This is a genomic window from Chryseobacterium sp. VAUSW3, from assembly GCF_002205795.1.
Taxonomy (GTDB): Bacteria; Bacteroidota; Bacteroidia; order Flavobacteriales; family Weeksellaceae; genus Kaistella; species Kaistella yananensis.
The window spans coordinates 1,123,222-1,145,583 of sequence record NZ_NIUY01000001.1 but is presented as its reverse complement, the minus strand read 5'-3'; the positions used below and the strand labels follow the sequence as shown (position 1 = coordinate 1,145,583).

The window sequence follows — 22,362 nt, the reverse complement described above, 5'->3', positions numbered from 1 at the left end:
AACTAAATTATAATTGTTATTTTTTAAATTTTTCGAGCTGTAAAATAAAGTCAAAATTATCATTCACGCAAGTGTTTCGCCACTAATGAAATACATTTTTCTCATGTTAAGATTCATTAACATTGCCAAATTGGTAAATTTTCATTTAAATAATGATGATAATTTTCGATTTTCAAAATACCTTTAAAAATTCGCAGAAATTAAACCCCTTTTTTTACGATTTGAGCTACGGTATTTTTTTTAAAATTATTTTCAACACACAATATTAACGATTTTTTTTGGGACGATGATTACTTTTTTAGGAGTATTTCCTGCCAGCTGATCTAAAACACGTAAATCTTTCATAACGTTTTCTTCAATCTCGCCAACACTTAAATCTGCCGGCAAAGCCAGTTTGAATCTCATCTTCCCGTTGAAACTCACCGGATACTCAATTTCGTCTTCTACAAGGTATTTTTCCTCGAAAACCGGGAACTTCTCAAATTCAATAGAATTGGTATGACCGAGTTTTTCCCATAGCTCCTCCGAAATGTGCGGCGCGTAAGGAGAAACCACGATTGCCAAAGCTTCCAGAATTTTTCTCTTGTTTGATTTAAGTTTCTGGAACTCATTTACGGCAATCATGAATGAAGATACCGAGGTGTTGAAAGAGAAATTATCAATATCCGAAACCACTTTTTTAATCAGTGTATGAAGAATCTTATATTCTTCTTTTGTTGGTTCTTCTTCCGAAACATCGAAGCTACCACCATTATAATATAGGTTATAGAATTTCTTCAGAAAGCCGTAAACTCCGCTCAATCCCTGTGTGTTCCAAGGCTTCGACTGTTCCAAAGGCCCGAGGAACATTTCGTAAAGCCTCAAACAGTCTGCACCGTATTCTTCACAGATATCATCAGGATTTACAACATTGTATTTGGACTTAGACATTTTTTCTACTTCGCGTTCTGTAATGTATTTTCCGTCCTCCAGAATAAATTCAGCATCAGCAAATTCTGATCGCCAGTTCTTGAATTTTTCAAGATCAAGTTCATCAGAAGTTCCTTTTAATAAAGAAACATCAACGTGAATTTTTTGAGTCTCGTAGTTTTGAGCTAAATTTTTGGAAACAAATTGATTGGTACCGTCAACTCTGTAAACAAAGGCACTCATCCCTAAAATCATTCCTTGATTGATTAATTTTTGGAAAGGTTCATCTTGGTTAATGTAACCTCTGTCTTTCAAGAACATATTCCAGAAACGGGAATATAATAAATGCCCCGTTGCATGCTCACTTCCGCCGATATATAAGTCAACCTGACCCCAGTAATCCGAAAGATTTTTATCCGCGAAAACTTCTTCGTTTTTCGGATCCATATATCGTAGGAAATACCACGAACTGCCAGCCCAGCCTGGCATCGTAGATAATTCTAAAGGGAAAACAGTGACATTATCGATTAATTCGGTAGCTACTATTTTTTCGTTGAGTTCATCCCAAGCGAAATTTTTTGCATTTCCCAAAGGCGGATCTCCGTCTTCAGTTGGCAAATATTTCTCAACCTCCGGAAGTTCAAGTGGAAGCGAAGATACTGGGAGCGCATAAGGCATCCCTTCCTTATAATATACCGGAACCGGTTCGCCCCAATAACGCTGTCTTGAAAAAATCGCGTCGCGCTGTTTATAATTTGTTGTACCGTGACCGATGCCGCGGTTTTCTATTTCATCAATGATTTTAGATTTGGCGTCAGTGTAATTCAATCCGTCTAAAAAGTCAGAGTTTACACAAACCGAATCTTTCGAATCGAAGGATTTTTCCTGCACATCTTCATCGGTTTCTACAACCTTTACAATAGTAAGTCCGAATTTCTTTGCAAAACGGTGGTCGCGCTCGTCATGGGCGGGAACTGCCATTACTGCGCCTGTTCCGTAACCCATCAGTACATAATCTGAAATATAAATCGGCATTTTTTCGTCGTTAAACGGATTCAGTGCATAAGCCCCGGTAAACGCGCCAGAAACATTTTTCACGTCTGCCATCCGGTCGCGCTCCGTTTTTTTAGAGGTTTCTTCGATATAACGGTCGACTTTGGATTTCTGTTCTTCAGTAGTTATTTTTTCAACCAAAGGATTTTCTGGGGCCAATACCATAAAAGTCGCTCCGAAAATAGTATCAGGACGGGTCGTAAAAACCGAAATATTTTCTTCGGAATTCAAGACCTCAAAAGTTACCTGTGCGCCCTGAGATTTGCCGATCCAGTATTCCTGAGAATCTTTTAAGGGCTGTGGCCAGTCCAGCGTGTTCAAACCCTGCAACAGTCTTTCGGAATACGCGGTAATTCTCATGCTCCACTGCATCATTTTCTTCTGGAAAACCGGGAATCCGCCACGTTCAGATTTGCCGTCTTTTACCTCATCGTTGGCAAGCACAGTTCCTAAACCCGGACACCAGTTTACGGTAGTTTCTGCACGATAAGCTAAACGGTAGTTTAACAAAATATCTTGCCTGTCGAGCTCAGATGCAGATTTCCATTCTTCAGCTGTGAAATTTAAAGCATCATTCTGCACCGCTGAGAGGTTTAATGTTCCCCGCGTTTCAAAATGCTGAATCAACGTCTCAATAGGTTCGGCTTTATCAGTTGATTTATTGTACCACGAATTGAAAAGTTGGATGAAAATCCATTGTGTCCATTTATAATAAGAAGCATCTGAAGTTCTGATTTCCCTGCTCCAGTCGAAAGAGAAACCGATTTTTCGCAGCTGCTCTTCGTATCTTGTGATATTCTGCTCAGTAGTAATTGCAGGATGTGTTCCGGTTTGAATTGCATACTGTTCCGCAGGCAATCCGAAAGAATCATAGCCCACAGGATGCAAAACATTAAATCCCTGATGTCTTTTGTACCTTGCGTAAATATCCGAAGCGATATATCCCAGCGGATGGCCTACATGTAAACCCGCACCTGATGGATAAGGAAACATATCCAAAACGTAGAATTTCGGTTTATCGGTTTTGTTTTCGGTTTTATAGGTTTGATTTTCTTCCCAGAATTTCTGCCACTTCTTTTCGATCGATTGATGGTCGTAAAACATGTTTTATTTTTATATAATCCACAAATTTAAGGTTTTGAATTGAATTTCAAATCAAACTAATAATTGTAAATTTGTTGAAATAACTCTTAAAAAATTCAATGCCTGAAGTTTCGATCATTACTCCGGTTTTTAATTCGTCAAAATTTTTAGATGAAACCATTGCTTCCGTTTTGAATCAGACTTTTACAGACTGGGAATGGATGATTACGGATGATAAATCGACTGACAATTCGGTGGAAATCATTCAGAAAATCAATGACAGCCGCATACAATTGATTTTATCCGACAAAAATGGCGGCGCCGGACATGCCAGAAATTTATCTTTAAAGCAGGCCAGTGGAAGGTTTATCACATTTTTGGATGCTGACGATTTCTGGGAACCGAACTTTTTAGAAGAAATGATTTCATTCATGAAAAAGGAAAATACTGAACTCGCCTATTCTAATTATGCACGCTGCGATGAAAATTTAAATCCCGTGATCGACGATTTTAAAGCAGACAAACCTGTAACTTTTGATAATCTACTTAAAACCTGCCGACTTTCTTTATTAAGTTCAATGTACGATTCCCAAAAAATTGGAAAAGAATACTTTCCGGAAGGCAGCAAACGCGAAGACCACGTGATGTGGCTGAATTTACTGAAGAAAATTCCTGTAGGAAAACCACTTCCGAAAACAATGGCAAAATACAGAATGCACCAATCCAGTATTTCGAGGAAAAAAAGCAATATTGTGAAAGACCAATATCTTGTATACAAAGATTACATGAATTTTTCAACTGTAAAATCGCTGTATTATACCGCAAACTGGGCACTGAACGGATTTATGAAATATTCAAAACTGTTTAATTAATGGAATATTCAAAAGAATTTAAACAGGCGCTGAGTGAATTTTTGCCCATTGAAAAAGACCGGTTGATTTTCCGCCTGCTAAAAAAAGACAAACTGCTTTCGAAAAAACTGTATTTCGAACTTATCGATCCTGAAACGACCGATCAGAAAAGGGATCAGATGGAAGAAAACGTGACCGAAAAAATTGCATCAGCTGCCCGATACATCGGAAATCCGAAATATTACCTGTCAACAATCAGAACAATCAGTGCTGAAATTACCGAACATGTGAAAGTGACAACCGATAAATTTGGGGAAATTTATCTGCAGCTATTTCTGGTCAAAAAAATTTTAGAGAATAATGACAAACTCAATCAACAGCGTTTCGACAGTGTGTATAAACTTTACATTTATCTCATCAATAAAATTGTGCGCGCTCTGCTTTTAATCAGAAAAACCGATGAAGATTACTGGCTGGAGTTTGATGTTCTGTTAAGCGAAATCGATTTTCAGATTCACCAAAACGTCTATCTGGAGAAGCTTTGCATTAATAACAGTTTTGATTTCAACTGGCTGAAATCCGAAAACATCCCTGATCATCTGGATTTGATTATTAAAGACCTTAAAAGCCAGGGATTTTTAAGATAAAATCCTGGTCACAATAATTTCGGAAGCGTTTGGTTGCGAATCAATAAAATTTCGGGCGTTTTCACTCATCGTTTTCAAAAGTGCATCATCTTTAAGGAGGCTTAATAAATAAGGCGCTGCGAAAAATTCATCTTCAAAAGATTTACCACCATGATGAGCAATTAAATCATCAGCTTCCGGATTCTTCAAATAGTGGTCACCAAAAAGCACAGGAATTCCGAAGGTTGCCGGTTCCAGAATATTATGGAGACCTTTGGAATGAAAACCACCGCCCACCACTGCAACATCCGCGTAAGAATAAAGCTTTGAAAGCAAACCAATACAGTCGATGATCAGCACTTGTGCGTTGGTATTTTTCATCTGCCTCGCATCGGAAATTCCGGAATATAAAACAGCATTAGGGAAAATCTTTTTGAGATTTTCTACCCTTTTCAAATCATGTGGAGCGATAATCAGTTTAATTTCGCGGTTTTTTGTGGCGACAATTTCTGCCAGCCGTTCTTCGGATTCCCAGGAGCTTCCGAAAATAACCGTTTTTTGGTTTTGCTTAAATTCTTCAATAAACTCCACCGTATTATCACGTTCACGAAGTTTTTTCACCCGGTCGAAGCGTGTATCTCCGGCTGTAGAAGAGTTTTGAAGCCCAATACTTTTTGCCAGTGCAGTTGAATGTCTTGTCTGGTGAAAAAACCAGTTAACATTTTGCTTAAGCTGTTCTGTAAACCATCTGCCGTAAGCTTTAAAGAAAACCTGCATTTCATAAAACAATGCCGAAACCACATAAATTTCAGCACCTTTCTGTTTTAAATCTGCTAAAAGATTATACCAATATTCGTATTTTACGGTGATAAAAATGGCTGTTGTAAAGTTGGACGTAAATTCCTTCACCCATTTTTCGGTGTCGAAAGGAAGGTAACAGATGGCGTCGGCAATATGATTTTTGTGAATGACATTTTCGTAACCCGACGGGGAAAAAAAAGTGATGAGTATTTTGTGCGAAGGAAATTTTTCTTTGAGTTTTTCCAACACCGGAAGTCCCTGTTCATATTCACCCAAACTCGCTGCATGCATCCAGATTACCTGATCTTCAGGATTAAAAGTTTCGTTTACAATTCCGCAACTTTGCCTTCTGCCCGCTAATCCTTTTTTCAATTTATAATTAAATATCGCACCGATTTTCATCGCGGAAATAAGTAAGGAAACAAATATGTTGTAGAAAAATTTCAAACTGAATTAAGTTTAATTGGATGGAAATTCTTTGAATTTATTTTTGGATAACTTCCACGAATAGATCATCATCCCGATGATGAACAGAAAAAGTAATCCTAATAAACAGTGCGTTGCAGAACTTAATCCGGTGGTTTTCCCTAAAGCGTTGAGCACACTTTCATAGCCAATAACTCCTAAAAGAGAAATCGTGAAAACCATTAAAATGGACACCACCAGTTCTGAAATGATGGGATTTTCTTTTAAATTTTGGGGAATGTTAAGCAGAGGAAAATTCGGCCTTTTGGCAACGTACAGCAAAAACACAAAGATCGCTGTCATCACGATATTGAGCAGGATGAGAAGTTTTTTAGAGCCAAAACCATCTGGATTTCCTGCAAAATCATAATGAACAGGAATAATTTCTGGTAAATTTTTATAATTTAAAATCGTGAAAACCCAAATGAAAATCAAGATGAAAAAGGAAATCAACTTTAGAAAAAAGGAAATATTTTTCATGGCCAATAATTATAAAATTCGTTTCACAAAACGCAATTTATGGGTGTGTTTTGCTAAATCTTTATTGAAAATTCCTGTGGAATCCAGCAGATCGATTCTTACTTTTCCGTAAGCGTGAATAATTTTTTGATCTTCCAACATGATTCCCACATGAGAAATTTTGCCTTCCTGATTTTCAAAAAAAGCCAAATCTCCGGGTTCACTTTCTTCCACAAAATCTAAAACACTTCCCACTTCCGCCTGCTGGTAAGCATCTCTACGCAACTGAATTCCGTGAACTTTAAAAACCAATTGCGTAAAGCCGCTGCAATCAATCCCAAAAAAACTTCGTCCGCTCCACAAATATGGAACATTTAGAAAGCGTTTTGCAGTTTCAGAAAGCGAATTCCCGGTTGCTTCCGACAGATTTTGTTGTTCATCAGAAAGTATTTCACTTCCTATAGAAAGCAAGATTTTACCTTCGTTAAAATTAAAAAATTTAAAATCTTCAGTAAGAATTTGCGAATTTTTTTTAGCAAAATCTTGCTCGGAAATTTTGGAAATTTGGTTTGCATCAACCCAACCTTCGTAGCCATCAAAAACCATTTTAATTTTTGAAAAACTTCCGTTCTCCTCGATAATCTCCACCTTTTCGCCATAGAGAAGTTGGGAAACCATCTCCGACTGATGTGAGTTTTCTGCCCGAAGTGGCGCTACAGAAACATTGCAAATTCCTTTTTCCATAAATTATATATCGCTGATTTAAACGATTTCGCTGATCATCAATCCTGAAATTTATCAATAACTCTTTTAAAAATCAGCCCTATCATTTAGAACCGCGAGAAAATGTTAAATTTTTCTGATTAAATTAACCCCGTCACGCAAAGGTAAAATAAGATTTTCGAAATCTGTATCCTGCGCTACCAAATCATTGAGTTCCTTTATTTTTTTAGTGGATTGTTGCTTCGGATTTTCTTCCAGAACTTTCCCGTACCACAGCACATTATCAAACATAATTACGGAACCGGATTTTACTTTGGGTTTGATAAGCCTAAAATATTCCGCATAATTTTCTTTATCTGCATCAATGAATACAAGATCAAAAACCTCCTCGGTTTCCTTCAAAAAATCTTTTGCATCCTGTAACCTGAAATTGATTTTTTCACTGAATTCGCTTTCTGCAAAATATTTTTTCGGCAGATAAGCCAGTTCTTCGTTCACGTCGAGTGTTGTAATTTTCCCGTTCTCCGCTAAACCTTCTGCCAAGCATAAAGTCGCATAACCGGTGAAAGTTCCGATTTCGAGCACGCTTTTCGGCTGCATCATTTTTGAAAGAATAGAAAGCAGTCTTCCCTGCTGATAGCCGGAAATCATATGGGGCTGGGTAGTTTTCTGAAAAGTTTCTTTCCGAAGCCTTTTTAGAATTTCGGGTTCTGCGGAAGCGTGATTCTCCAGATATCGGTCCATTTCCGGACAGTTTTCTTCAAAAAAACTCATGGTAATTTTTTTTCAAATTTAATGAAATAAAAAATCCCGAAAAATTTCGGGATTGTATTATTTGAATGTTATCATTAGTTCTTAACCGGAGCAATATCCATCAGTTTCATGAATTCATCTAATTTAGGCATAATGATGATTTCAGTTCTACGGTTTTCAGCTCTTCCGGAAACCGACGCGTTGGTGGTTTTTGGATTGTATTCGCTTCGTCCGCCCGCTGTAATTCTTGCAGGATTCACACCGAATTTGGTCTGAAGAATTTTAGCCATTGAAGTTGCACGTAATGCGGATAAATCCCAGTTGTCTTTCGGTAAATTGGCTGAATTTAACGGAACATTATCGGTATTTCCTTCAATTAAAACCGAATAAGTATCGTAATCATTAATCACCTGGGCTACTTTACCCAAAACTTCCTGAGCAGCAGGCAACACGTTATAATCGCCTGTTTTGTAAAGCATTTGATCAGACAGGGAAATCATTACCACGCCTTTTAAAACTTTCACCTGAACATCTTTATCCGTGATATTATCAAGAGATCTTTTCAGTTTGTTTGAAAGAGCGAGGTTTAAACTGTCGTTTTTCGCGTTGGTAGAGATTAGCTGCTTGATGTATTTATTGGAAGCATTAATTTCGCCGATAAGTTCGGTAATGTTTTTAGAACCTTGACCGGTGTTAGCCAAACAGGCATCAAGGGAAGTTTTCAAAGCATCATTTTGGCTTCTCAGAAGATTGTTTTCGCTCGAGAGTCCGGCATTCATAGCTTTCAGATCCTGAATTTCGCGTTGTCTCTCCCCGATATTGGTAATACACTGGTTATAGTTTAAATTTAGAGCATCAAACTGCTTCTTGCTTACACAAGAAGTTAATGTTAGCGCCATGATTGCAATGGCCAAAAGTGTTCCTGTTCTCATAAAAATCTGTTTATTTAAGCCAAAAATAGCCAATTCATTTTAAACAGAAGAATTATCTTTGCTAAATATTCCTTAAAAATTGCTTACCCAAAAGACTTTTGAAGCTGCGCTGCGAAATCTTCACCGAAACAACACGTGGAGCACCTATCTTCTTGCGGTAAGCGGAGGAGCCGATTCGATGGTGCTTCTTCATTTATTCAAAAATTTGGGACTGCATTTTGAAGTCGCGCATGTGAACTATAAACTTCGCGGTAAAGATTCGGAAGACGACAGAGAAACGGTAGAAGATTTCTGCCTTGAAAATAATATTGCTTTTCATCTTTATGAAGTCTCCGAAAAAGATAATCAGCCTGAAAATTCTATCCAGAACTGGGCGAGAAATCTTCGTTACGCATTTTTCAGGAAGATACAGGAAGAGCGCAAACTGCAGCATTTGGTCACTGCGCATCATCTCAATGATCAACTTGAGACTTTCCTCATCAATCTTTCGAAAGCCTCGGGAATTAAGGGTTTGAGTGGAATTCCGCCAAATGAAAACCAGATTCTGCGTCCGCTTCTACAATTTTCGAAAGATGAAATTTATGCATTCGCTGCAGAACATGAAGCTAAATTCCGCGAAGATCTTTCCAACAAAAAAAACGATTACCTGAGGAATTTTATCCGAAACGAAATTGCCCCAAAACTGTTCGAGACCAATGGTCATTTTCTCGAGAACTTTGCAAAAAGCCTGAATTATCTAAATCAGGTTAAAACTTTTGCTGAAGAAAAGATTGAAGAAATCGAGAGAAAGATAATTTCTGAAAAGGAAAACCTCATCCTGATTCAAAAAGCAGAATTTTCAAAGCAATCTGATTTTGTAAAATTTGAAATTCTAAAGAAATTCAGTTTTGATGATGAAAAAGAATTTCCGAAAATTTTCAGTGCAGAGACAGGAAAGGTTTTTCACGCGCCGAATTTTCAGTTAAGTGTTGACCGGGAATATTTTGTTCTGACTAAAAAAGTCGGTGAAAAATCGAATTTACCCAATTCAGATGAAGAAATAATTGTTGCTGAAAGTTTAGATATAATCAAACACCACACACTTTCACTCTCGCCTTTTATTTCTGCGGAAAGTAAAGTTTCATCGGATGTGAAATGGATTTTTGATGGAGATAAACTTCAGTTTCCATTGAAAATAAGAAAGAAAAAGCAGGGCGATTTGTTTTTCCCAATCGGCATGATAGGCAAAAAGACCATCTCCAAATTTTTTAAGGATGAAAAAATCCCTATTTTAGCCCAGCAAAAAATCTGGCTCCTGTGTGACGGCCAAGATAACGTTCTGGGAGTAATCCCATCCCGCCAGGACCGCAGATTTGCTGCAGAAACGAATTCTAAAAGTAAAATAACGGTCACATTTTAACCAAAAACTGGTTCAAAACAAAAGTAAAAATGAAATTTAAAAATTGGCTTGTGCTGCTCCTGGTCTTTCTTTTCCAGGGAATTTCGGCACAGATAAAAGATCCTGTAAAATTTAAATACAACATCAATTCACTGCCAAACGGCGTTTACGAAGCTGTACTTACTGCAACCATCGACAAAAACTGGCATATCTACTCGCAGGATCTGCCGCCCGATTCCGGAATTCCTACTGAGATGAAACTATCTTCTAAAGAGGGAATACAGCTTGTCGGTAAAGTTACCGAAGTCGGTAAAAAGCACGATGAATTCTCGGAAGCCTTTGGGGCTCAAATTGTTTATTATTCAGATTTGGTATTATTCAAACAGAAATTCAAACTTAAAGACAATACCAAACCTGCAACCGTTACTGCAGAAATTACTTATCAAACGTGTAACGACCGCGTTTGTCTTGCACCCAATACACTGGAATTTGACCAGAATATTACGCCAACATCTACTGGTACTACTTCAATAACTCAAACCGAGACTCCTGAAAAGGCAGCAAATCCGGCGGAAATACCGGCAACCGTAGATTCAGCAGCACTTACGACTTCAGAAAGTGCGACTACTGTTTCGCCGATTAAAACTGAACAGAAAGGCCTGAAAGTAGAATCCATCGATTTTAAAAATCCACAAACCGACTGCGGAATTGAAGCGGAGCAAAACAACGAGAATTTCTGGACTTATATTCTGTTAGGCTTTTTTGGCGGCCTTATCGCTTTGCTTACTCCGTGCGTATTTCCGATGATTCCTTTAACGGTTTCTTTCTTTACGAAAGGAAGCAAAGACAAGGCAAAAGGAAAACGCGACGCTTTCATCTACGGATTTTTTATTCTGTTGATTTTCGTATTGCTGAGTGTTCCTTTTCATATTATTGACGGGATTGCGGGGAATATTTTCAACGAGATTTCTACAAGTGTTTGGCTGAATGTTACGTTCTTCCTGATCTTTATTTTCTTTGCCGGAAGTTTCTTCGGATACTACGACATTACGCTGCCAAGCTCTATTGCAAATAAATCCTCGAAAGCGGAAGATGCAGGCGGCTTGATCGGAATTTTCTTCATGGCATTAACTCTGGTTATTGTATCTTTTTCATGTACCGGTCCTATTTTAGGAAGTTTGCTTGGGAGCGCGGTGACAGGATCCGCCAACGTACCGATGCTGCTCACTTTTGCTTTGGCTGGATTTGGACTGAGTTGGGCGATTGTTTTTGGGCTTTTAGCCTTGTTCCCGCAAGCTTTGCAGAGTTTGCCGAAATCAGGCGGTTGGATGAACACCGTGAAAGTGGTTTTAGGATTCATCGAACTTGGGCTGGCACTGAAATTCTTATCTAAAGCTGATTTGGTCTCCAAAACATTTTTACTGAAAAGAGAACTTTTCATCGCGCTTTGGATTTTAATTGCGATCGGACTCGTTCTTTATCTGTTCGGGAAAATCCGCTTCCCGCATGATGACAAAAAACCGAAAATATCTTTAACAAGAAAAATCATAGGATTCTTCGGAATTGGATTCATCATTTATCTGATTCAGGGACTATTCCCTGCAGAACGCCCTACGCTGCAACATTTAAGTGGAATTCTGCCTCCAATAAACGTAAGTTATCTTCATAAAGAAGAAGATGGTATTTTAGGAATGCATCCTTCCCACGATTATTTTGAAGCCATAGAAATGGCCAAAAAGGAAAACAAACCGCTTCTGATAGATTTCACCGGTTACGGTTGCGAAAACTGCCGAAAAATGGAGGAATTTGTGTGGAGCGAACCCGATATCTTGCCGATCCTTCAGAACGATGTTGTGCTGGCTTCGCTTTACGTTGATGATAAAGAACTCTTGCCTGAAAGCGAACAGACTTCAATCGATATGGGTAACGGACAGAAGAAAAAAATCAGAACAATCGGTGATAAATGGAGTCTTTTCCAACAGATCAATTTTAATAACAATTCTCAGCCGCATTATGTATTGGTTTCTCCGGACGGAAAAGTCATCAATACACCGGTTTCGGGCTATATGCCGAAAGAAGATTTTAAAAATTTCCTGACCTGTGGAATTGAATTCTTCAAGAAGAATAAATAATCAACCAAGTACAACAAAAAATGTCCGCTAAAAAGCGGACATTTTTATTATATCTAAAATGCTGAATTAAGGATTTGTTACGGGAACACTGCTGAATCCTATGGAAGTTTTCAGCGAAATATCTGAAGTTGGAGACTGTTTCAAAACATATACAATTCTTGCCTGTACCGCACCCGATTTCATCATATTATCTAAAGTCTGCGACGTATTTACATCCAGTGACAGCGAACTTCCGACATTATCTCCGATGGCATCTCTGGAGGCGACAAGAACCTCATTACTTCCGTTATTCGAAAGATAAACTTTTACCGATTTGAAGATTCCCATACTCGTATTGTTCGGAACCGACATTGTAGCATTGGAAACCCTTATATCTCTCACATTAGCGCCCGCGCCGGTAAGCTGATTGATGCTCTGCGCCGGCGAAACATTAGACAAAGTGGTATTTGCCGGTGAGCCCGAAGTTACCAAAACCGTCGCATTGTATGGAAATGTGTTCTGTAAAATAGATGAAACGGTAGAACAGCTCGCTAATGTAGCTGTAGCAACAACCGCTGATAAAAATAAATTTTTCATAATAGTAAATTTTGATTTAAATCTTTCATTCAGAAACTATACCAACTTCATTAATTAACAGAAGATTAACTATGACAACTTTCTAAAATTTACTTAATGCTTACAGAAAATTTTCCCTTAGTTTCACCTGACGCCATATTGCTTTTACCGACAATCAGCCACAGTTCTCCATCATTTTTTGCTGTGTAAGAAATCTGTCTTCCAAACGGTCCGTCGAAAGTCCCATCCGGTAGTTTGATCTGATTGAAACGAATATTCATTTCTGCATTTTCAGGCGTTACTTCTCCGGAAATAGTTTTCTGTCTGAAATTTTTAATTTTCACGATAAACTGCTGATCATCTTCCGTAAATTCTTCGCCAATATTGAAAGGAATCTGTTGTGCATCTACAGTTCTAATAATTTTATTGCCCTCAACTTCCCTCATCATTCCCTGCCGTCCCATTGGAACCTCCTTTATAACTTCCGTCGCTGAATCTCTTTCCACAGGTCGTTGTTGACGAGTGTCTACACTGGATGCAGATTCTTCTACAGAATCAGATTTATTACACGACCAAAGTAATATAGGCGCGAGCAGGATTATTTTTTTCATGGGTTCTGAGGTTTTAGTGTTTGATAATAAATAATTTTGGAAAGGAAAGTTTTATTCTGTTCTTTAGCAATTTCTGTTGGTTTTGTCGTTTTTTCAAATTCATTTGGATAGACTTTAAGGAGAATTTCATCATTGTAATTCAGGCTTTTGTGAAAATCAAAATTACCTTTTTCATTTCGGATGTTGTAAACGGTGGCCAAATTACCCCAGTTGATAAAAGACGCGGCCAAAACTGTTCCATAAAAATACCATGACATGTGATTAAAAAGAAATGCGTTGGTTTTCTGATTTTTTATTTTGATGAAAGTAAGAATAAGCCCGATAAATGCAAGCGCCAGAAAGGCATAAACGCCAAGTCTTTTATATGTAATTCCTAGACTGATGATGTATTCAGAATTTTTAGCAAAAGCGGAAATGACCAGTACAGCATTGAGAAATATCCAGATTTTAGCTAAGACCTTTAAGTTTCCAGCTTTATTATCGAAATTAAATTTACCTTTAAAATAAAACATAATCACCAAAACAGCCATTACAATCGATAAAATAACAGCATTGACGCGGTCGTGAGTTTCTCCGGAGAGTTGGCTGGGCGATTTGGAAATCTCTACAAACTGTTCGTAATTAAAGGTGAAAATAAAAACCAAAAGTAAAATATTAAGTGCGATAAATGAAATTACGCCACTCATCCTTTCCGAATCTATATCCAGAAATGAACTTGATTCTTGTTCTTTTTTATCTTCATTAAGAAAATCATTTTTGAGATGATGGTTTAAATTGAAGATGAATTTTTCAATTTTAAAATTCCAGAAATTAAACGCAATAAAAAATCCAAGTGTTCCGAGAACAATAAACTGCCAGAGATCGAAACTGAACTCCCAGCCGGTAAAAAAACCTGAAAAATGTTCGCTTCCTAAAGCGTAAACTCCAAAAAATACAACTACGAAAAAAGCAGGAATCAGAAACATAGCGATCAGTTTCTTCACCGTTTCAGAAGTATTTCTCTTCGGAAGCCAGTCTTCAAACTTAAAAAAACGATAAATAAAAGTCACAAAATTTACCGCAAACACCGGAATAACCAGCAATGATTTCAGCTCACGGTTTTTCGATTTAAAAGCCAGTAAAAAAAGAGAAGTGAATACCGCCAGGAATGAAGCGAAATCGCCATACCATGCAAAAGCTGCGCTCGAGAGAATGCTGGCAACAAAAAGCATGAGAAAACTACGCGTCCGGTTTTCCTCTGGAGTGTGAAAGAGGGTAAGCAAGGCGTAGGCAACGCCGAAAAGGCCAAAATTGAGACCCATATCTTCACCGTAAAAAAGTGTTATAAAAAGAACGGTGGTAAGGAGGATTAATTGATGTGTTTTCATGACGATATTTTTAAAATTATTTATTTCAAAGCACTTTGTTTTACAAAGTAATTAATCAAAAAAAATTATGGCTAGCGTCCCAATAATTTTTCGAGGGCAGCAAGATGTTCTTTAAATGCATCTTTACCAGCAGTTGTCACACGGTAAGAAGTTTTCGGTTTTTTACCGACAAATTCCTTCTTCACTTCGATATATTTTGATTTTTCCAGAGCGGTGCTGTGGCTCGCCAGGTTACCATCGGTAATTTCAAGTAAATTTTTCATTTCAGTAAAATCAACCCACTCATTCACCATCAGAACAGACATAATGCCCAGCCTGACCCGGCTTTCGAATTCTTTGTTGAGTTTACTGATGTTGACCATGATAGAATATTACAGATTCTGTTTTTAAAGTTCCCTGTTCTCTCTTACTTATATTTTCTGTGCATTACCAGGCCGTACACAATGTGCAGCACACCAAATCCAATCGCCCAAAATACCAATCCCCAACCAAGAAAAAAGAAAGAAAGAAGCCCGAGAACGATCTGGCAATATCCTAAATTCTGAAGGTCTGTAAACGTATATTTAGATGCATTCACCAAAGCCAATCCGTAAAAAATTAAGGTCGCAGGTGCAATAAAGACAAACATTCCGTGATACAGCAATCCAAGACAAAACAATCCGCCTGTGACAAGAGGAACGGCAAAATTAAAGAGGAGCCTTTTAGTGGTCTGATCCCAGATCTTCAGATTTTTCTCTTTGCTTTTTTTAGCGGTAAAGATATAACCTGATAAAACAGCTAGAAACAGTATCACCAAACCTACAAACACAAGTTCCAGCAAAAGGTCTTTAGTGTAGACGTTTGTTTTACCTGCAAAATAATCAATGTTTTCACGCTTCAGAATATAGTATACATAACCTGCTCCCAGCAAAGCAACAAGCCCGGCAAAAACTCCGGAAAGTCCACTGAGGGAAATAAAACGTGAACTGCGCTCCATCATGCTGCGGATATGTGAAAGGTCTTCCTGATAATTTTTTGACTCCATAAAAAGAACTTTGAAATGCAAAGTTATTATTTTTATTGAACTGACAAAACATTTTTTTAAAATGTACATAAAACTTAAGCTGCAAATTCAGATGATGAATCTAAACCCGAAAAATTGTATCTTTATAACCAAATTTAAACATGTTCGATAACTTCAGACATACCATGGAAAGGCAGTGGTTTGGTGTTCTTACAAGAATGGGTGCTAAACTGGGGATTCCTGTCTCAAAACTGCGCGTGTTCTTCATTTATTCTACTTTCGCCACCGCGGGTATTTTCTTTCTAATTTACCTTGGCCTCGCTTTTACCCTTTGGATTAAAGATATGTTCATCACCCGACGGCCAAGCGTTTTTGATCTTTGATTTTATCTCCAAAAAGAATCATTTGAATTTTTCAACGGCTTGAAACTTGTATTGAGCATAAAGCATACAGCCTTTATTTTTTATGGAATATTTACAGATTAACTCTTTCGACGATTATCGGGTCGAAGAAATTTACAAGTCATATTGCGAAACTTTTCCGGAAGACGAGCGGCGCAGCGAACAGCAGTTCCGTCATCTCTTTTCGAACCCGAGGGTTAAAGTCTTTTCAGTTCTAAAAGATTTAAAAAATATCGGTTACCTCATTTCCTGGGAATTAACCAACTTCGTTTTTATTGAACATTTTGAAATATTTTCTGAATTTAGAAGTCTAAAATACGGTTCCGAAATCATCAGTCACCTCTACAAAAATTATTCGCACATCGTTTTGGAAGCCGAACCAGAAGATCAGGACGAAAATGCAGCAAGAAGAATTTCGTTTTACGAGAAAAACGGTTTCATGGTGATTGATGAAAATTATGTACAGCCATGTTACGACCCGGAAAAAAACTCACTTAATCTGTGGCTTTTAGCCAACTGGAAACCCGAAAAAACCGACTGGATTAAAGAGGAAATTTATGATGTAGTGTACTGTTAAGCGGAGGACTCACAATATGAGCCTGCAAAACTAAAAAACCAGGTGTTAGCATAAGATGATTAGGTGAAGCCAAAAGCCAGTGGGCAACCGCGGCCTAATCAACTTCGTATTCCAATTTAATCGTAATGCTGGCTTCTTTTTCCTTTGAAGAAGTATTGAAAGTTCCGCCGTAAGAAAACTCCTCAGTAGAATTGGGTTCAGTAATCTGAGTGACACCCATCGTCGCTTTTTTAAGGTTACCGAGTTTTGCACCTGCATTTTCGGCAATTCTTTCAGCGCGCTGTTTTGCGTCTTTAGTCGCGTCTGCGATCATTTGCTGTTTTACATCCGCCAGTTTCGTGTAAAAATAATTGGGCGGTGAAGAAGTAAATTCTATCCCAAGATTGATTATTTCTGTAATATTACGGGAAAGATTTTCAATCTTAGCCACATCCTTACTGTCGATGGAAACCCGCTGAGAAAGCTGATATCCCGCAAACGTCTGCTGACTTCTGCCCATATTATCGGTAGAATAATTAAACTGTTTCTGAATATCCACCGCTGAGAAAACCATTTCGTTTTTCGGAATTCCTTTGGAAGCCAGGTAATTTTCAATTACTTTTTTGTCATTGGCCAGTTCGTCATAGGCCGACTTAAGTTCGAAACTGTTGCGCGAAAAATTTCCGCTCCAGGCAATAAGATCCGATGTGAATTTCTTGGTTCCCAATCCGGTAACTGAAATGGTGTTTTCCGACTTATTTCTATTCTTAATGGCGCTGCCTAAAAATGCAAGACCAATGATAAAGCCGGCGGCGGCAATGGCGATGGCAATAATATTTCTGTTCATTTGGGGTAACATTTGATTCCTAAAGATAAGAAAAAATAAAACAAAGCCTTACAAATTATAACATTTTACGTAAAATCAGGTTCCCACTTTATGGGTTTTGATGTATTCGATATAAGCCATTTTCATATCAGAACGTATAGCAGCAATATCAAAACTTTTACGGTATTTTTTGGCCAGCGAATAACTGTTATCGGCATAAATTAAAAACCGGTCGAGATCCTCTTCGGTCCAGCCTCTCGACCAATAAAAACTTAAATCGATCTCTGCCTTTACCCGTCGATAAAAGGCTTGGGTTTCGGAATAATTGGCTGCTGTCTGTTGATCTCTTTTTGAAGGCTTAATTAAACCTGCAACTACTGAAAGCAAACCTGAGGAACCTCCGCTACCAACTGATAATAAACTTATTGTTCCTTCCCCCAGATCTTTGGGTTTAAATGCGGATGGAATCGTAGTAGCTTGAGGAACCGCTTCCTGCATCGGAGATTTCATGTATGCATCCAGAGAACTCTGTAATGCGACCAGTCTTTTAGGAGCATCTAATAATTTGGAATCTTTCTTAAGGTTGCCGGTGGGCGTGAACGCAAGTTCAATTTCCTCGATCAAATACGCCGATTTGGGAAGTGAAACATTGACCGGTGCGGAATAATGTTCGTTTGATATTTTCACAGAAATCCTGTCGTAACCGCTTTTCACAAAACGAAGCTCATCCGAGATTCTGGCGGCAATCATATAATTCCCGTCTTTGTCGGAACTTACTTTTTCCTCAGTACGGGTATTGATGATGATTGCGTTGGACATTTCCGCGCCAAATTCGGAGCGCACTTTCCCGAAAATATAATCCTGAGCGAATGCTGAGATGGAGATTAGAACGAAACAGAGAACGAGTAATTTTGTTTTCACGCTTTAAAAATTTGTACTAAAAGTAGAACTAATTTCAAACCCTATTTAAAATTTAACCTGCGTTAACTCTTTTAAGATTCTTTTTGAAAAATTTAAGGATGATTTCGTTAATTTTTTTGGGACATTGGTAACGGTATTCCCGCGTGAGGGATAGGAGCGGCATCCTTTTTTGGGGGCGGCGGCTCCGCCGCCGCCCCCAAAAAAGATATAGCGGATAGCCCGGCCTGAAGAAGGAAATGGCGGCGCAGACTGCCAAAGGCAGTTTGTGCCAGAATGACCGACTGAGGGACACGCCCAAAACACTTTGCTGTTGGGAATAATTTTTGCTTATATTTGCAGACTTACAAAAAATTGGGGTTGACTGGTTTCGACAGCAAGATCAATGGGTAAGTAAGCATGCAGAGAACCGTAGCGCGATCTCTTTAATCCCTTGCTACACAATTTTAACTGGCGACCAAGAGTTTGCTCTTGCAGCTTAATCTGAATTATAGTAGGATTCAGCGTTTTCCCGAAGCACAGTAAGGAAGCAAGATATCCCGCAGAAGTTCTGTTTCGCGACGTCTGATTCCGGGGTATAGCAATGCGGAAATAAGGTTTTGGAAACTTCGGCCAAAGCACGAAAACTAAAGAAGATAAGTCGTAAATTGGGTGTCTGTGCTCTGTTTACGATCGAAAACCAAACGCAGAATAAGCATGTAGAAAGCTTGCGTGTTGCTTGTTTGGACGAGGGTTCGAATCCCTCCAACTCCACACCATTTTTAAATAACCTCCTGTTTTTCAGGTGGTTATTTTTTTTATTTGTACCTATTGCCACCTATATGCAGAATAACAGTACTATACTAAGAAGTTCAGTAAGTTAGATTTGTGGCGAAATTTTCAAATTCATATTGCCCTAAATTTGATTTTATAGCCGATAACGTATATGACAAATAATTTAGAGCTTTCACCTTACCTATACATTCCTTTGACTTTGCTTTTACTTTAATGAAAAACACTAAAAATTATAAATGACAAAAATAAATTCACTCCTCATTTTATTAGTTAGCGTTGTATAAGAGTACCAGAAAGAAATCTTGCGGGAGCGGAGCGGATTAATTTCCAGCTTTTGTTTTGCATAAAATCGGTTTTTGATCTTATTTCACTATATTAGAGAATATTACAATCTAATACAATTTAAAATGAGCGACAATAAAAAAGAATTTAATCCACAAGAACTTATGGATTATCTCACAAATAAAATCTCGGATAATGAAAACAGACACTTACTTTGTTACGATGAAATAAACAGCTTATTTGTAGTTAATGACACTATTATCGACTTAGCAATCGATTTGCTCAAAAAATCAAATATTGTAACAATTCAACATAGACCATACAAAAGCTAAAATTGACAAAATTTTTTAAAAAAAGTATTTTCTGAATAAAACCTTTTAACTTCTTACTTTTGGAATTATAAACACAATCTATTATGGATGATAAAAAAAAGTTAGAAAAGGAGTTTAACCGGATAAAGAAATCCACATTTCGAACTTTGCAGCTTTTAGGCGTACCCACTCTTGAACTTGAAAATGATTTTACAGATTCTAATATAGGAGACGGGAACGTTAGAGCCTTACGAGATTTTGTATGGTATCAATTCAACAAGCACCTCGATAGGAAAGCAAGAGACTTTCATCTGCAATCACGGATTTATTATGAAATGGCAATGTTTCGATTTAATTTCGAAGAAGGGAAAGGAGTGGATGAGTTAAAGCAACTATCTATTGATGCAAAAAAAAACACATTATAAACTATCAGAAATAGGGAAAGGGGTGGTAATGGATGCTAAAGTTTATAATTCATTTAAAAATTGTTGCCCTGAATGCACAGCAGACCACGGGAAAGCCTACGATTTAGACGAATTTTTAAAGAGCGACAGATTACCACATAAAAATTGCACTTGCGGAGGTTTTGGTTGTGGATGTTTCTTTGATGCTGTGGCAAGACTGGATGAAAATGGTCTGTTTATCTTTAATGACGATTATGCAATACCAACTAAATCAACAAATTCTTTAAAATCAAAATCCACTTCAACAGCTTTACAACATGAGGATGCAAAAAGCATTTTAGGCATATTTAGTTTATTTAAAAAAAAACGATAACTTCCGTACTAAGCAATCTTTTTTTCATACGGATGAAATCTTTGTTTCATAGTACTGAGAACTTTTTTCTATAGCACTGAAACTTTTGTTTCAGAAGCATGAAACCTTCCGCTGGGTGAAATAAAAAAATTCCCACCAACCTTTCGGCCGGGGGAATTTCTATACAAAACAATTAATTAATGCTAAAGCTGTGGTCCTGCAGCAACCAGTCGCTGACCTTCGTTGGTATCGCAGTACTGCTCGAAGTTTTTGATATAGCGCGCACCTAAATCTCTGGCTTTTGCCTCCCAATCGGAAACGTGGGCATAAGTGGCTCTTGGATCAAGAATACCGTCGGTTACATTTGGCAGGGCAGTCGGAATCTCAAGATTCATGATCGGAATAACGGTCTTCTCTGCCTTGTCAATGGATCCGTCGATAATCGCGTCGATAATCGCGCGGGTATCTTTAAGTGAAATTCTCTTTCCGGTACCGTTCCAGCCCGTGTTTACCAGATACGCTTTTGCACCGTGCTCTTTCATTTTACCAATCAGTGTTTTAGAATACATGGTCGGGTGCAGCGTAAGGAATGCTTCTCCAAATGCCGGTGAGAACGATGGTTCCGGTTCTGTAATTCCTCTTTCGGTTCCCGCTAGTTTAGAGGTGTAACCGCAAAGGAAGTGGTATTGTGCCTGATCTTCGTTCAGAATGGAAACCGGTGGCAAAACTCCGAAGGCATCGGCGGAAAGATAAACGATCTTTTTCGCGTGTCCGGCTTTCGATGGCAATACAATTTTGCTGATATGATAAATCGGATAAGAAACCCTGGTGTTTTCGGTGATGGAATTATCAGTATAATCTGCTTCACCATATTCGTTTACGACAACGTTTTCAAGCAGTGAATCTCTTCTGATGGCTTTGTAAATATCCGGTTCCTTTTCTTCAGTCAGGTCAATTACTTTTGCGTAACATCCACCTTCAAAGTTGAATACGCCGTTATCATCCCAGCCGTGTTCATCATCACCGATCAAATATCTTTTCGGATCTGCAGAAAGCGTAGTTTTACCTGTTCCTGAAAGTCCGAAGAATAACGCTACATCCCCTTCTTCGCCCACGTTGGCAGAGCAGTGCATTGATGCCATGCCTTTTAATGGAAGATAATAATTCATCATGGCAAACATTCCTTTCTTCATTTCGCCGCCATACCATGTTCCACCGATAATCTGAATTTTCTGCGTCAGGTTGAACATCACGAAGTTTTCAGAATTTAATCCCTGCTCTTTCCAGTCAGGATTTACGGTTTTAGAACCGTTCATCACGATAAAATCTGGCTCCCCGAAATTTTCTAGTTCATAATTAGAAGGACGGATGAACATATTGGTTACGAAATGTGCCTGCCAGGCCACTTCCATAATAAATCTAACTTTAAGTCTGGTATCAGGGTTGGTCCCACAAAAGGCATCAACAACATATATTCTTTTAGAAGAAGAAAGCTGTTTCAGCACAAGTTGCTTGCAGCTTTCGAAGATTTCCGGAGTGGTAGCTAAATTTACCTTACCGTCCCAGTGAATTGTATTTTCGGTTACTGCGTCTTTTACAATAAATCGGTCTTTCGGTGAGCGTCCTGTGAAAATTCCGGTTTTTACGGCAACAGCACCCGACTCTGTCAATGCGCCTTTTTCAAATCCTTGGTTTTTAGCAGACATTTCAGCTTTGAAAAGCTCCTCATAACTTGGATTGTAAACTACCTCTTCATAACCGGTGATCCCTAAATCATGTAATTGCTGGATAATCTTGATGTTCTTCATAATGACTTAATATTTCTGATTCTTTTTAA

Annotated in this window: 23 protein-coding genes and 1 other RNA gene; 10 read left to right on the top strand and 14 right to left on the bottom strand. The window is 38.2% G+C overall.

The window, feature by feature from the left end; genetic code table 11:
- Positions 1 to 252 precede the first annotated feature (252 nt).
- Positions 253 to 3,066 (bottom strand): leucine--tRNA ligase, encoded by a 2,814-nt coding sequence (gene leuS / locus CDW55_RS05190; RefSeq protein ID WP_088468626.1) that lies wholly within the window; start codon positions 3,064 to 3,066, stop codon positions 253 to 255.
- Positions 3,067 to 3,164: 98 nt separating this feature from the next.
- Between leuS and CDW55_RS05185 the strand changes: the two genes are divergently transcribed.
- Both CDW55_RS05185 and CDW55_RS05180 read left to right on the top strand, forming a co-directional pair.
- Positions 3,165 to 3,917, top strand: a complete 753-nt coding sequence (locus tag CDW55_RS05185) for a glycosyltransferase family 2 protein (RefSeq protein WP_088468625.1) — start codon at positions 3,165 to 3,167, stop codon at positions 3,915 to 3,917.
- Positions 3,917 to 4,543 (top strand): deoxyuridine 5'-triphosphate nucleotidohydrolase, encoded by a 627-nt coding sequence (locus tag CDW55_RS05180; protein WP_088468624.1) that lies wholly within the window; start codon positions 3,917 to 3,919, stop codon positions 4,541 to 4,543. The genes CDW55_RS05185 and CDW55_RS05180 overlap by 1 nt, the downstream gene beginning before the upstream one ends.
- On the opposite strand, the gene CDW55_RS05175 is transcribed toward CDW55_RS05180, so the two are convergent.
- The 5 genes from CDW55_RS05175 to CDW55_RS05155 form a co-directional block, all read right to left on the bottom strand.
- Complete coding sequence (locus CDW55_RS05175; protein ID WP_088468623.1) at positions 4,535 to 5,770, bottom strand: 3-deoxy-D-manno-octulosonic acid transferase; 1,236 nt, start codon at positions 5,768 to 5,770, stop codon at positions 4,535 to 4,537. The two genes, CDW55_RS05180 and CDW55_RS05175, sit on opposite strands and share 9 nt — an antisense overlap.
- 12 nt (positions 5,771 to 5,782) lie before the next feature.
- The gene (locus tag CDW55_RS05170) at positions 5,783 to 6,268 is read right to left on the bottom strand and encodes a DUF1648 domain-containing protein (protein WP_088468622.1); all 486 of its coding nucleotides are present in this window, start codon (positions 6,266 to 6,268) and stop codon (positions 5,783 to 5,785) included.
- Positions 6,269 to 6,277: 9 nt separating this feature from the next.
- Positions 6,278 to 6,991 (bottom strand): C40 family peptidase, encoded by a 714-nt coding sequence (locus CDW55_RS05165; protein ID WP_088468621.1) that lies wholly within the window; start codon positions 6,989 to 6,991, stop codon positions 6,278 to 6,280.
- Between the two features lie 105 nt (positions 6,992 to 7,096).
- A complete protein-coding gene (locus tag CDW55_RS05160) occupies positions 7,097 to 7,744 on the bottom strand; it encodes an O-methyltransferase (protein ID WP_088468620.1) in 648 nt (215 codons plus the stop codon).
- Between the two features lie 74 nt (positions 7,745 to 7,818).
- A complete protein-coding gene (locus tag CDW55_RS05155; RefSeq protein ID WP_088468619.1) occupies positions 7,819 to 8,655 on the bottom strand; it encodes an OmpA family protein in 837 nt (278 codons plus the stop codon).
- A gap of 79 nt (positions 8,656 to 8,734) precedes the next feature.
- Between CDW55_RS05155 and tilS the strand changes: the two genes are divergently transcribed.
- Positions 8,735 to 10,054, top strand: a complete 1,320-nt coding sequence (gene tilS / locus CDW55_RS05150) for a tRNA lysidine(34) synthetase TilS (protein ID WP_088468618.1) — start codon at positions 8,735 to 8,737, stop codon at positions 10,052 to 10,054.
- A 29-nt stretch (positions 10,055 to 10,083) separates the two neighbouring features.
- Positions 10,084 to 12,165 carry a protein-disulfide reductase DsbD family protein gene (locus tag CDW55_RS05145; RefSeq protein ID WP_088468617.1) on the top strand — a complete coding sequence of 694 codons (2,082 nt, stop codon included), beginning with the start codon at positions 10,084 to 10,086 and terminating at the stop codon, positions 12,163 to 12,165.
- A gap of 66 nt (positions 12,166 to 12,231) precedes the next feature.
- Here the strand turns inward: CDW55_RS05145 and CDW55_RS12395 are convergent, their stop codons facing one another.
- The 5 genes from CDW55_RS12395 to CDW55_RS05115 form a co-directional block, all read right to left on the bottom strand.
- Complete coding sequence (locus CDW55_RS12395) at positions 12,232 to 12,741, bottom strand: hypothetical protein (RefSeq protein ID WP_143332922.1); 510 nt, start codon at positions 12,739 to 12,741, stop codon at positions 12,232 to 12,234.
- A gap of 89 nt (positions 12,742 to 12,830) precedes the next feature.
- Positions 12,831 to 13,331 carry a hypothetical protein gene (locus CDW55_RS05130; protein ID WP_143332921.1) on the bottom strand — a complete coding sequence of 167 codons (501 nt, stop codon included), beginning with the start codon at positions 13,329 to 13,331 and terminating at the stop codon, positions 12,831 to 12,833.
- Positions 13,328 to 14,698 (bottom strand): DUF4173 domain-containing protein, encoded by a 1,371-nt coding sequence (locus tag CDW55_RS05125; RefSeq protein ID WP_088468613.1) that lies wholly within the window; start codon positions 14,696 to 14,698, stop codon positions 13,328 to 13,330. Before CDW55_RS05125 ends, CDW55_RS05130 begins: the two co-directional genes overlap by 4 nt.
- 71 nt (positions 14,699 to 14,769) lie before the next feature.
- Complete coding sequence (locus CDW55_RS05120; protein ID WP_088468612.1) at positions 14,770 to 15,060, bottom strand: winged helix-turn-helix domain-containing protein; 291 nt, start codon at positions 15,058 to 15,060, stop codon at positions 14,770 to 14,772.
- A gap of 44 nt (positions 15,061 to 15,104) precedes the next feature.
- The gene (locus CDW55_RS05115; protein ID WP_088468721.1) at positions 15,105 to 15,722 is read right to left on the bottom strand and encodes a hypothetical protein; all 618 of its coding nucleotides are present in this window, start codon (positions 15,720 to 15,722) and stop codon (positions 15,105 to 15,107) included.
- A gap of 140 nt (positions 15,723 to 15,862) precedes the next feature.
- Here CDW55_RS05115 and CDW55_RS05110 point away from each other — a divergent pair, with 140 nt between their 5' ends.
- Positions 15,863 to 16,084: a PspC family transcriptional regulator gene (locus CDW55_RS05110; protein ID WP_088468611.1), complete on the top strand. Its 222-nt coding sequence runs from the start codon at positions 15,863 to 15,865 to the stop codon at positions 16,082 to 16,084.
- Between the two features lie 82 nt (positions 16,085 to 16,166).
- Positions 16,167 to 16,679, top strand: coding sequence for a GNAT family N-acetyltransferase (locus CDW55_RS05105; RefSeq protein WP_088468610.1), 513 nt, complete (start codon positions 16,167 to 16,169; stop codon positions 16,677 to 16,679).
- A gap of 94 nt (positions 16,680 to 16,773) precedes the next feature.
- Here CDW55_RS05105 and CDW55_RS05100 read toward each other — a convergent pair whose 3' ends face one another.
- A complete protein-coding gene (locus tag CDW55_RS05100; protein WP_088468609.1) occupies positions 16,774 to 17,505 on the bottom strand; it encodes an SIMPL domain-containing protein in 732 nt (243 codons plus the stop codon).
- Between the two features lie 75 nt (positions 17,506 to 17,580).
- Positions 17,581 to 18,405, bottom strand: a complete 825-nt coding sequence (locus tag CDW55_RS05095) for a hypothetical protein (protein WP_088468608.1) — start codon at positions 18,403 to 18,405, stop codon at positions 17,581 to 17,583.
- Between the two features lie 353 nt (positions 18,406 to 18,758).
- Here CDW55_RS05095 and ssrA point away from each other — a divergent pair.
- The 4 genes from ssrA to CDW55_RS05070 all read left to right on the top strand — a co-directional run bounded on the left by ssrA (position 18,759) and on the right by CDW55_RS05070 (position 20,546).
- Positions 18,759 to 19,158: a transfer-messenger RNA gene (ssrA, locus tag CDW55_RS05085) on the top strand.
- A 425-nt stretch (positions 19,159 to 19,583) separates the two neighbouring features.
- Entirely contained in the window at positions 19,584 to 19,790 is a 207-nt protein-coding gene (locus CDW55_RS05080) for a hypothetical protein (RefSeq protein ID WP_143332920.1), read from the top strand.
- 83 nt (positions 19,791 to 19,873) lie between these two features.
- Positions 19,874 to 20,194: a hypothetical protein gene (locus tag CDW55_RS05075; protein ID WP_088468605.1), complete on the top strand. Its 321-nt coding sequence runs from the start codon at positions 19,874 to 19,876 to the stop codon at positions 20,192 to 20,194.
- Positions 20,172 to 20,546, top strand: a complete 375-nt coding sequence (locus tag CDW55_RS05070; RefSeq protein WP_088468604.1) for a hypothetical protein — start codon at positions 20,172 to 20,174, stop codon at positions 20,544 to 20,546. The genes CDW55_RS05075 and CDW55_RS05070 overlap by 23 nt, the downstream gene beginning before the upstream one ends.
- A gap of 182 nt (positions 20,547 to 20,728) precedes the next feature.
- On the opposite strand, the gene pckA is transcribed toward CDW55_RS05070, so the two are convergent.
- Entirely contained in the window at positions 20,729 to 22,333 is a 1,605-nt protein-coding gene (gene pckA, locus CDW55_RS05065; protein WP_088468603.1) for a phosphoenolpyruvate carboxykinase (ATP), read from the bottom strand.
- Between the last annotated feature and the right edge of the window lie 29 nt (positions 22,334 to 22,362).

Bases quoted from the DNA above. Each gene is read 5' to 3' on its own strand.
- CDW55_RS05165 (WP_088468621.1), bottom strand. From the start codon at position 6,991: ATGGAAAAAGGAATTTGCAATGTTTCTGTAGCGCCACTTCGGGCAGAA.
- CDW55_RS05080 (WP_143332920.1), top strand. From the start codon at position 19,584: ATGAGCGACAATAAAAAAGAATTTAATCCACAAGAACTTATGGATTAT.
- CDW55_RS05070 (WP_088468604.1), top strand. From the start codon at position 20,172: ATGCAAAAAAAAACACATTATAAACTATCAGAAATAGGGAAAGGGGTG.
- CDW55_RS05105 (WP_088468610.1), top strand. From the start codon at position 16,167: ATGGAATATTTACAGATTAACTCTTTCGACGATTATCGGGTCGAAGAA.
- CDW55_RS05100 (WP_088468609.1), bottom strand. From the start codon at position 17,505: ATGAACAGAAATATTATTGCCATCGCCATTGCCGCCGCCGGCTTTATC.
- CDW55_RS05180 (WP_088468624.1), top strand. From the start codon at position 3,917: ATGGAATATTCAAAAGAATTTAAACAGGCGCTGAGTGAATTTTTGCCC.
- CDW55_RS05110 (WP_088468611.1), top strand. From the start codon at position 15,863: ATGTTCGATAACTTCAGACATACCATGGAAAGGCAGTGGTTTGGTGTT.
- CDW55_RS05075 (WP_088468605.1), top strand. From the start codon at position 19,874: ATGGATGATAAAAAAAAGTTAGAAAAGGAGTTTAACCGGATAAAGAAA.
- CDW55_RS05185 (WP_088468625.1), top strand. From the start codon at position 3,165: ATGCCTGAAGTTTCGATCATTACTCCGGTTTTTAATTCGTCAAAATTT.
- CDW55_RS05160 (WP_088468620.1), bottom strand. From the start codon at position 7,744: ATGAGTTTTTTTGAAGAAAACTGTCCGGAAATGGACCGATATCTGGAG.
- CDW55_RS05120 (WP_088468612.1), bottom strand. From the start codon at position 15,060: ATGGTCAACATCAGTAAACTCAACAAAGAATTCGAAAGCCGGGTCAGG.
- CDW55_RS05170 (WP_088468622.1), bottom strand. From the start codon at position 6,268: ATGAAAAATATTTCCTTTTTTCTAAAGTTGATTTCCTTTTTCATCTTG.
- CDW55_RS05115 (WP_088468721.1), bottom strand. From the start codon at position 15,722: ATGGAGTCAAAAAATTATCAGGAAGACCTTTCACATATCCGCAGCATG.
- CDW55_RS12395 (WP_143332922.1), bottom strand. From the start codon at position 12,741: ATGAAAAATTTATTTTTATCAGCGGTTGTTGCTACAGCTACATTAGCG.
- leuS (WP_088468626.1), bottom strand. From the start codon at position 3,066: ATGTTTTACGACCATCAATCGATCGAAAAGAAGTGGCAGAAATTCTGG.
- CDW55_RS05145 (WP_088468617.1), top strand. From the start codon at position 10,084: ATGAAATTTAAAAATTGGCTTGTGCTGCTCCTGGTCTTTCTTTTCCAG.
- CDW55_RS05125 (WP_088468613.1), bottom strand. From the start codon at position 14,698: ATGAAAACACATCAATTAATCCTCCTTACCACCGTTCTTTTTATAACA.
- CDW55_RS05155 (WP_088468619.1), bottom strand. From the start codon at position 8,655: ATGAGAACAGGAACACTTTTGGCCATTGCAATCATGGCGCTAACATTA.
- pckA (WP_088468603.1), bottom strand. From the start codon at position 22,333: ATGAAGAACATCAAGATTATCCAGCAATTACATGATTTAGGGATCACC.
- CDW55_RS05130 (WP_143332921.1), bottom strand. From the start codon at position 13,331: ATGAAAAAAATAATCCTGCTCGCGCCTATATTACTTTGGTCGTGTAAT.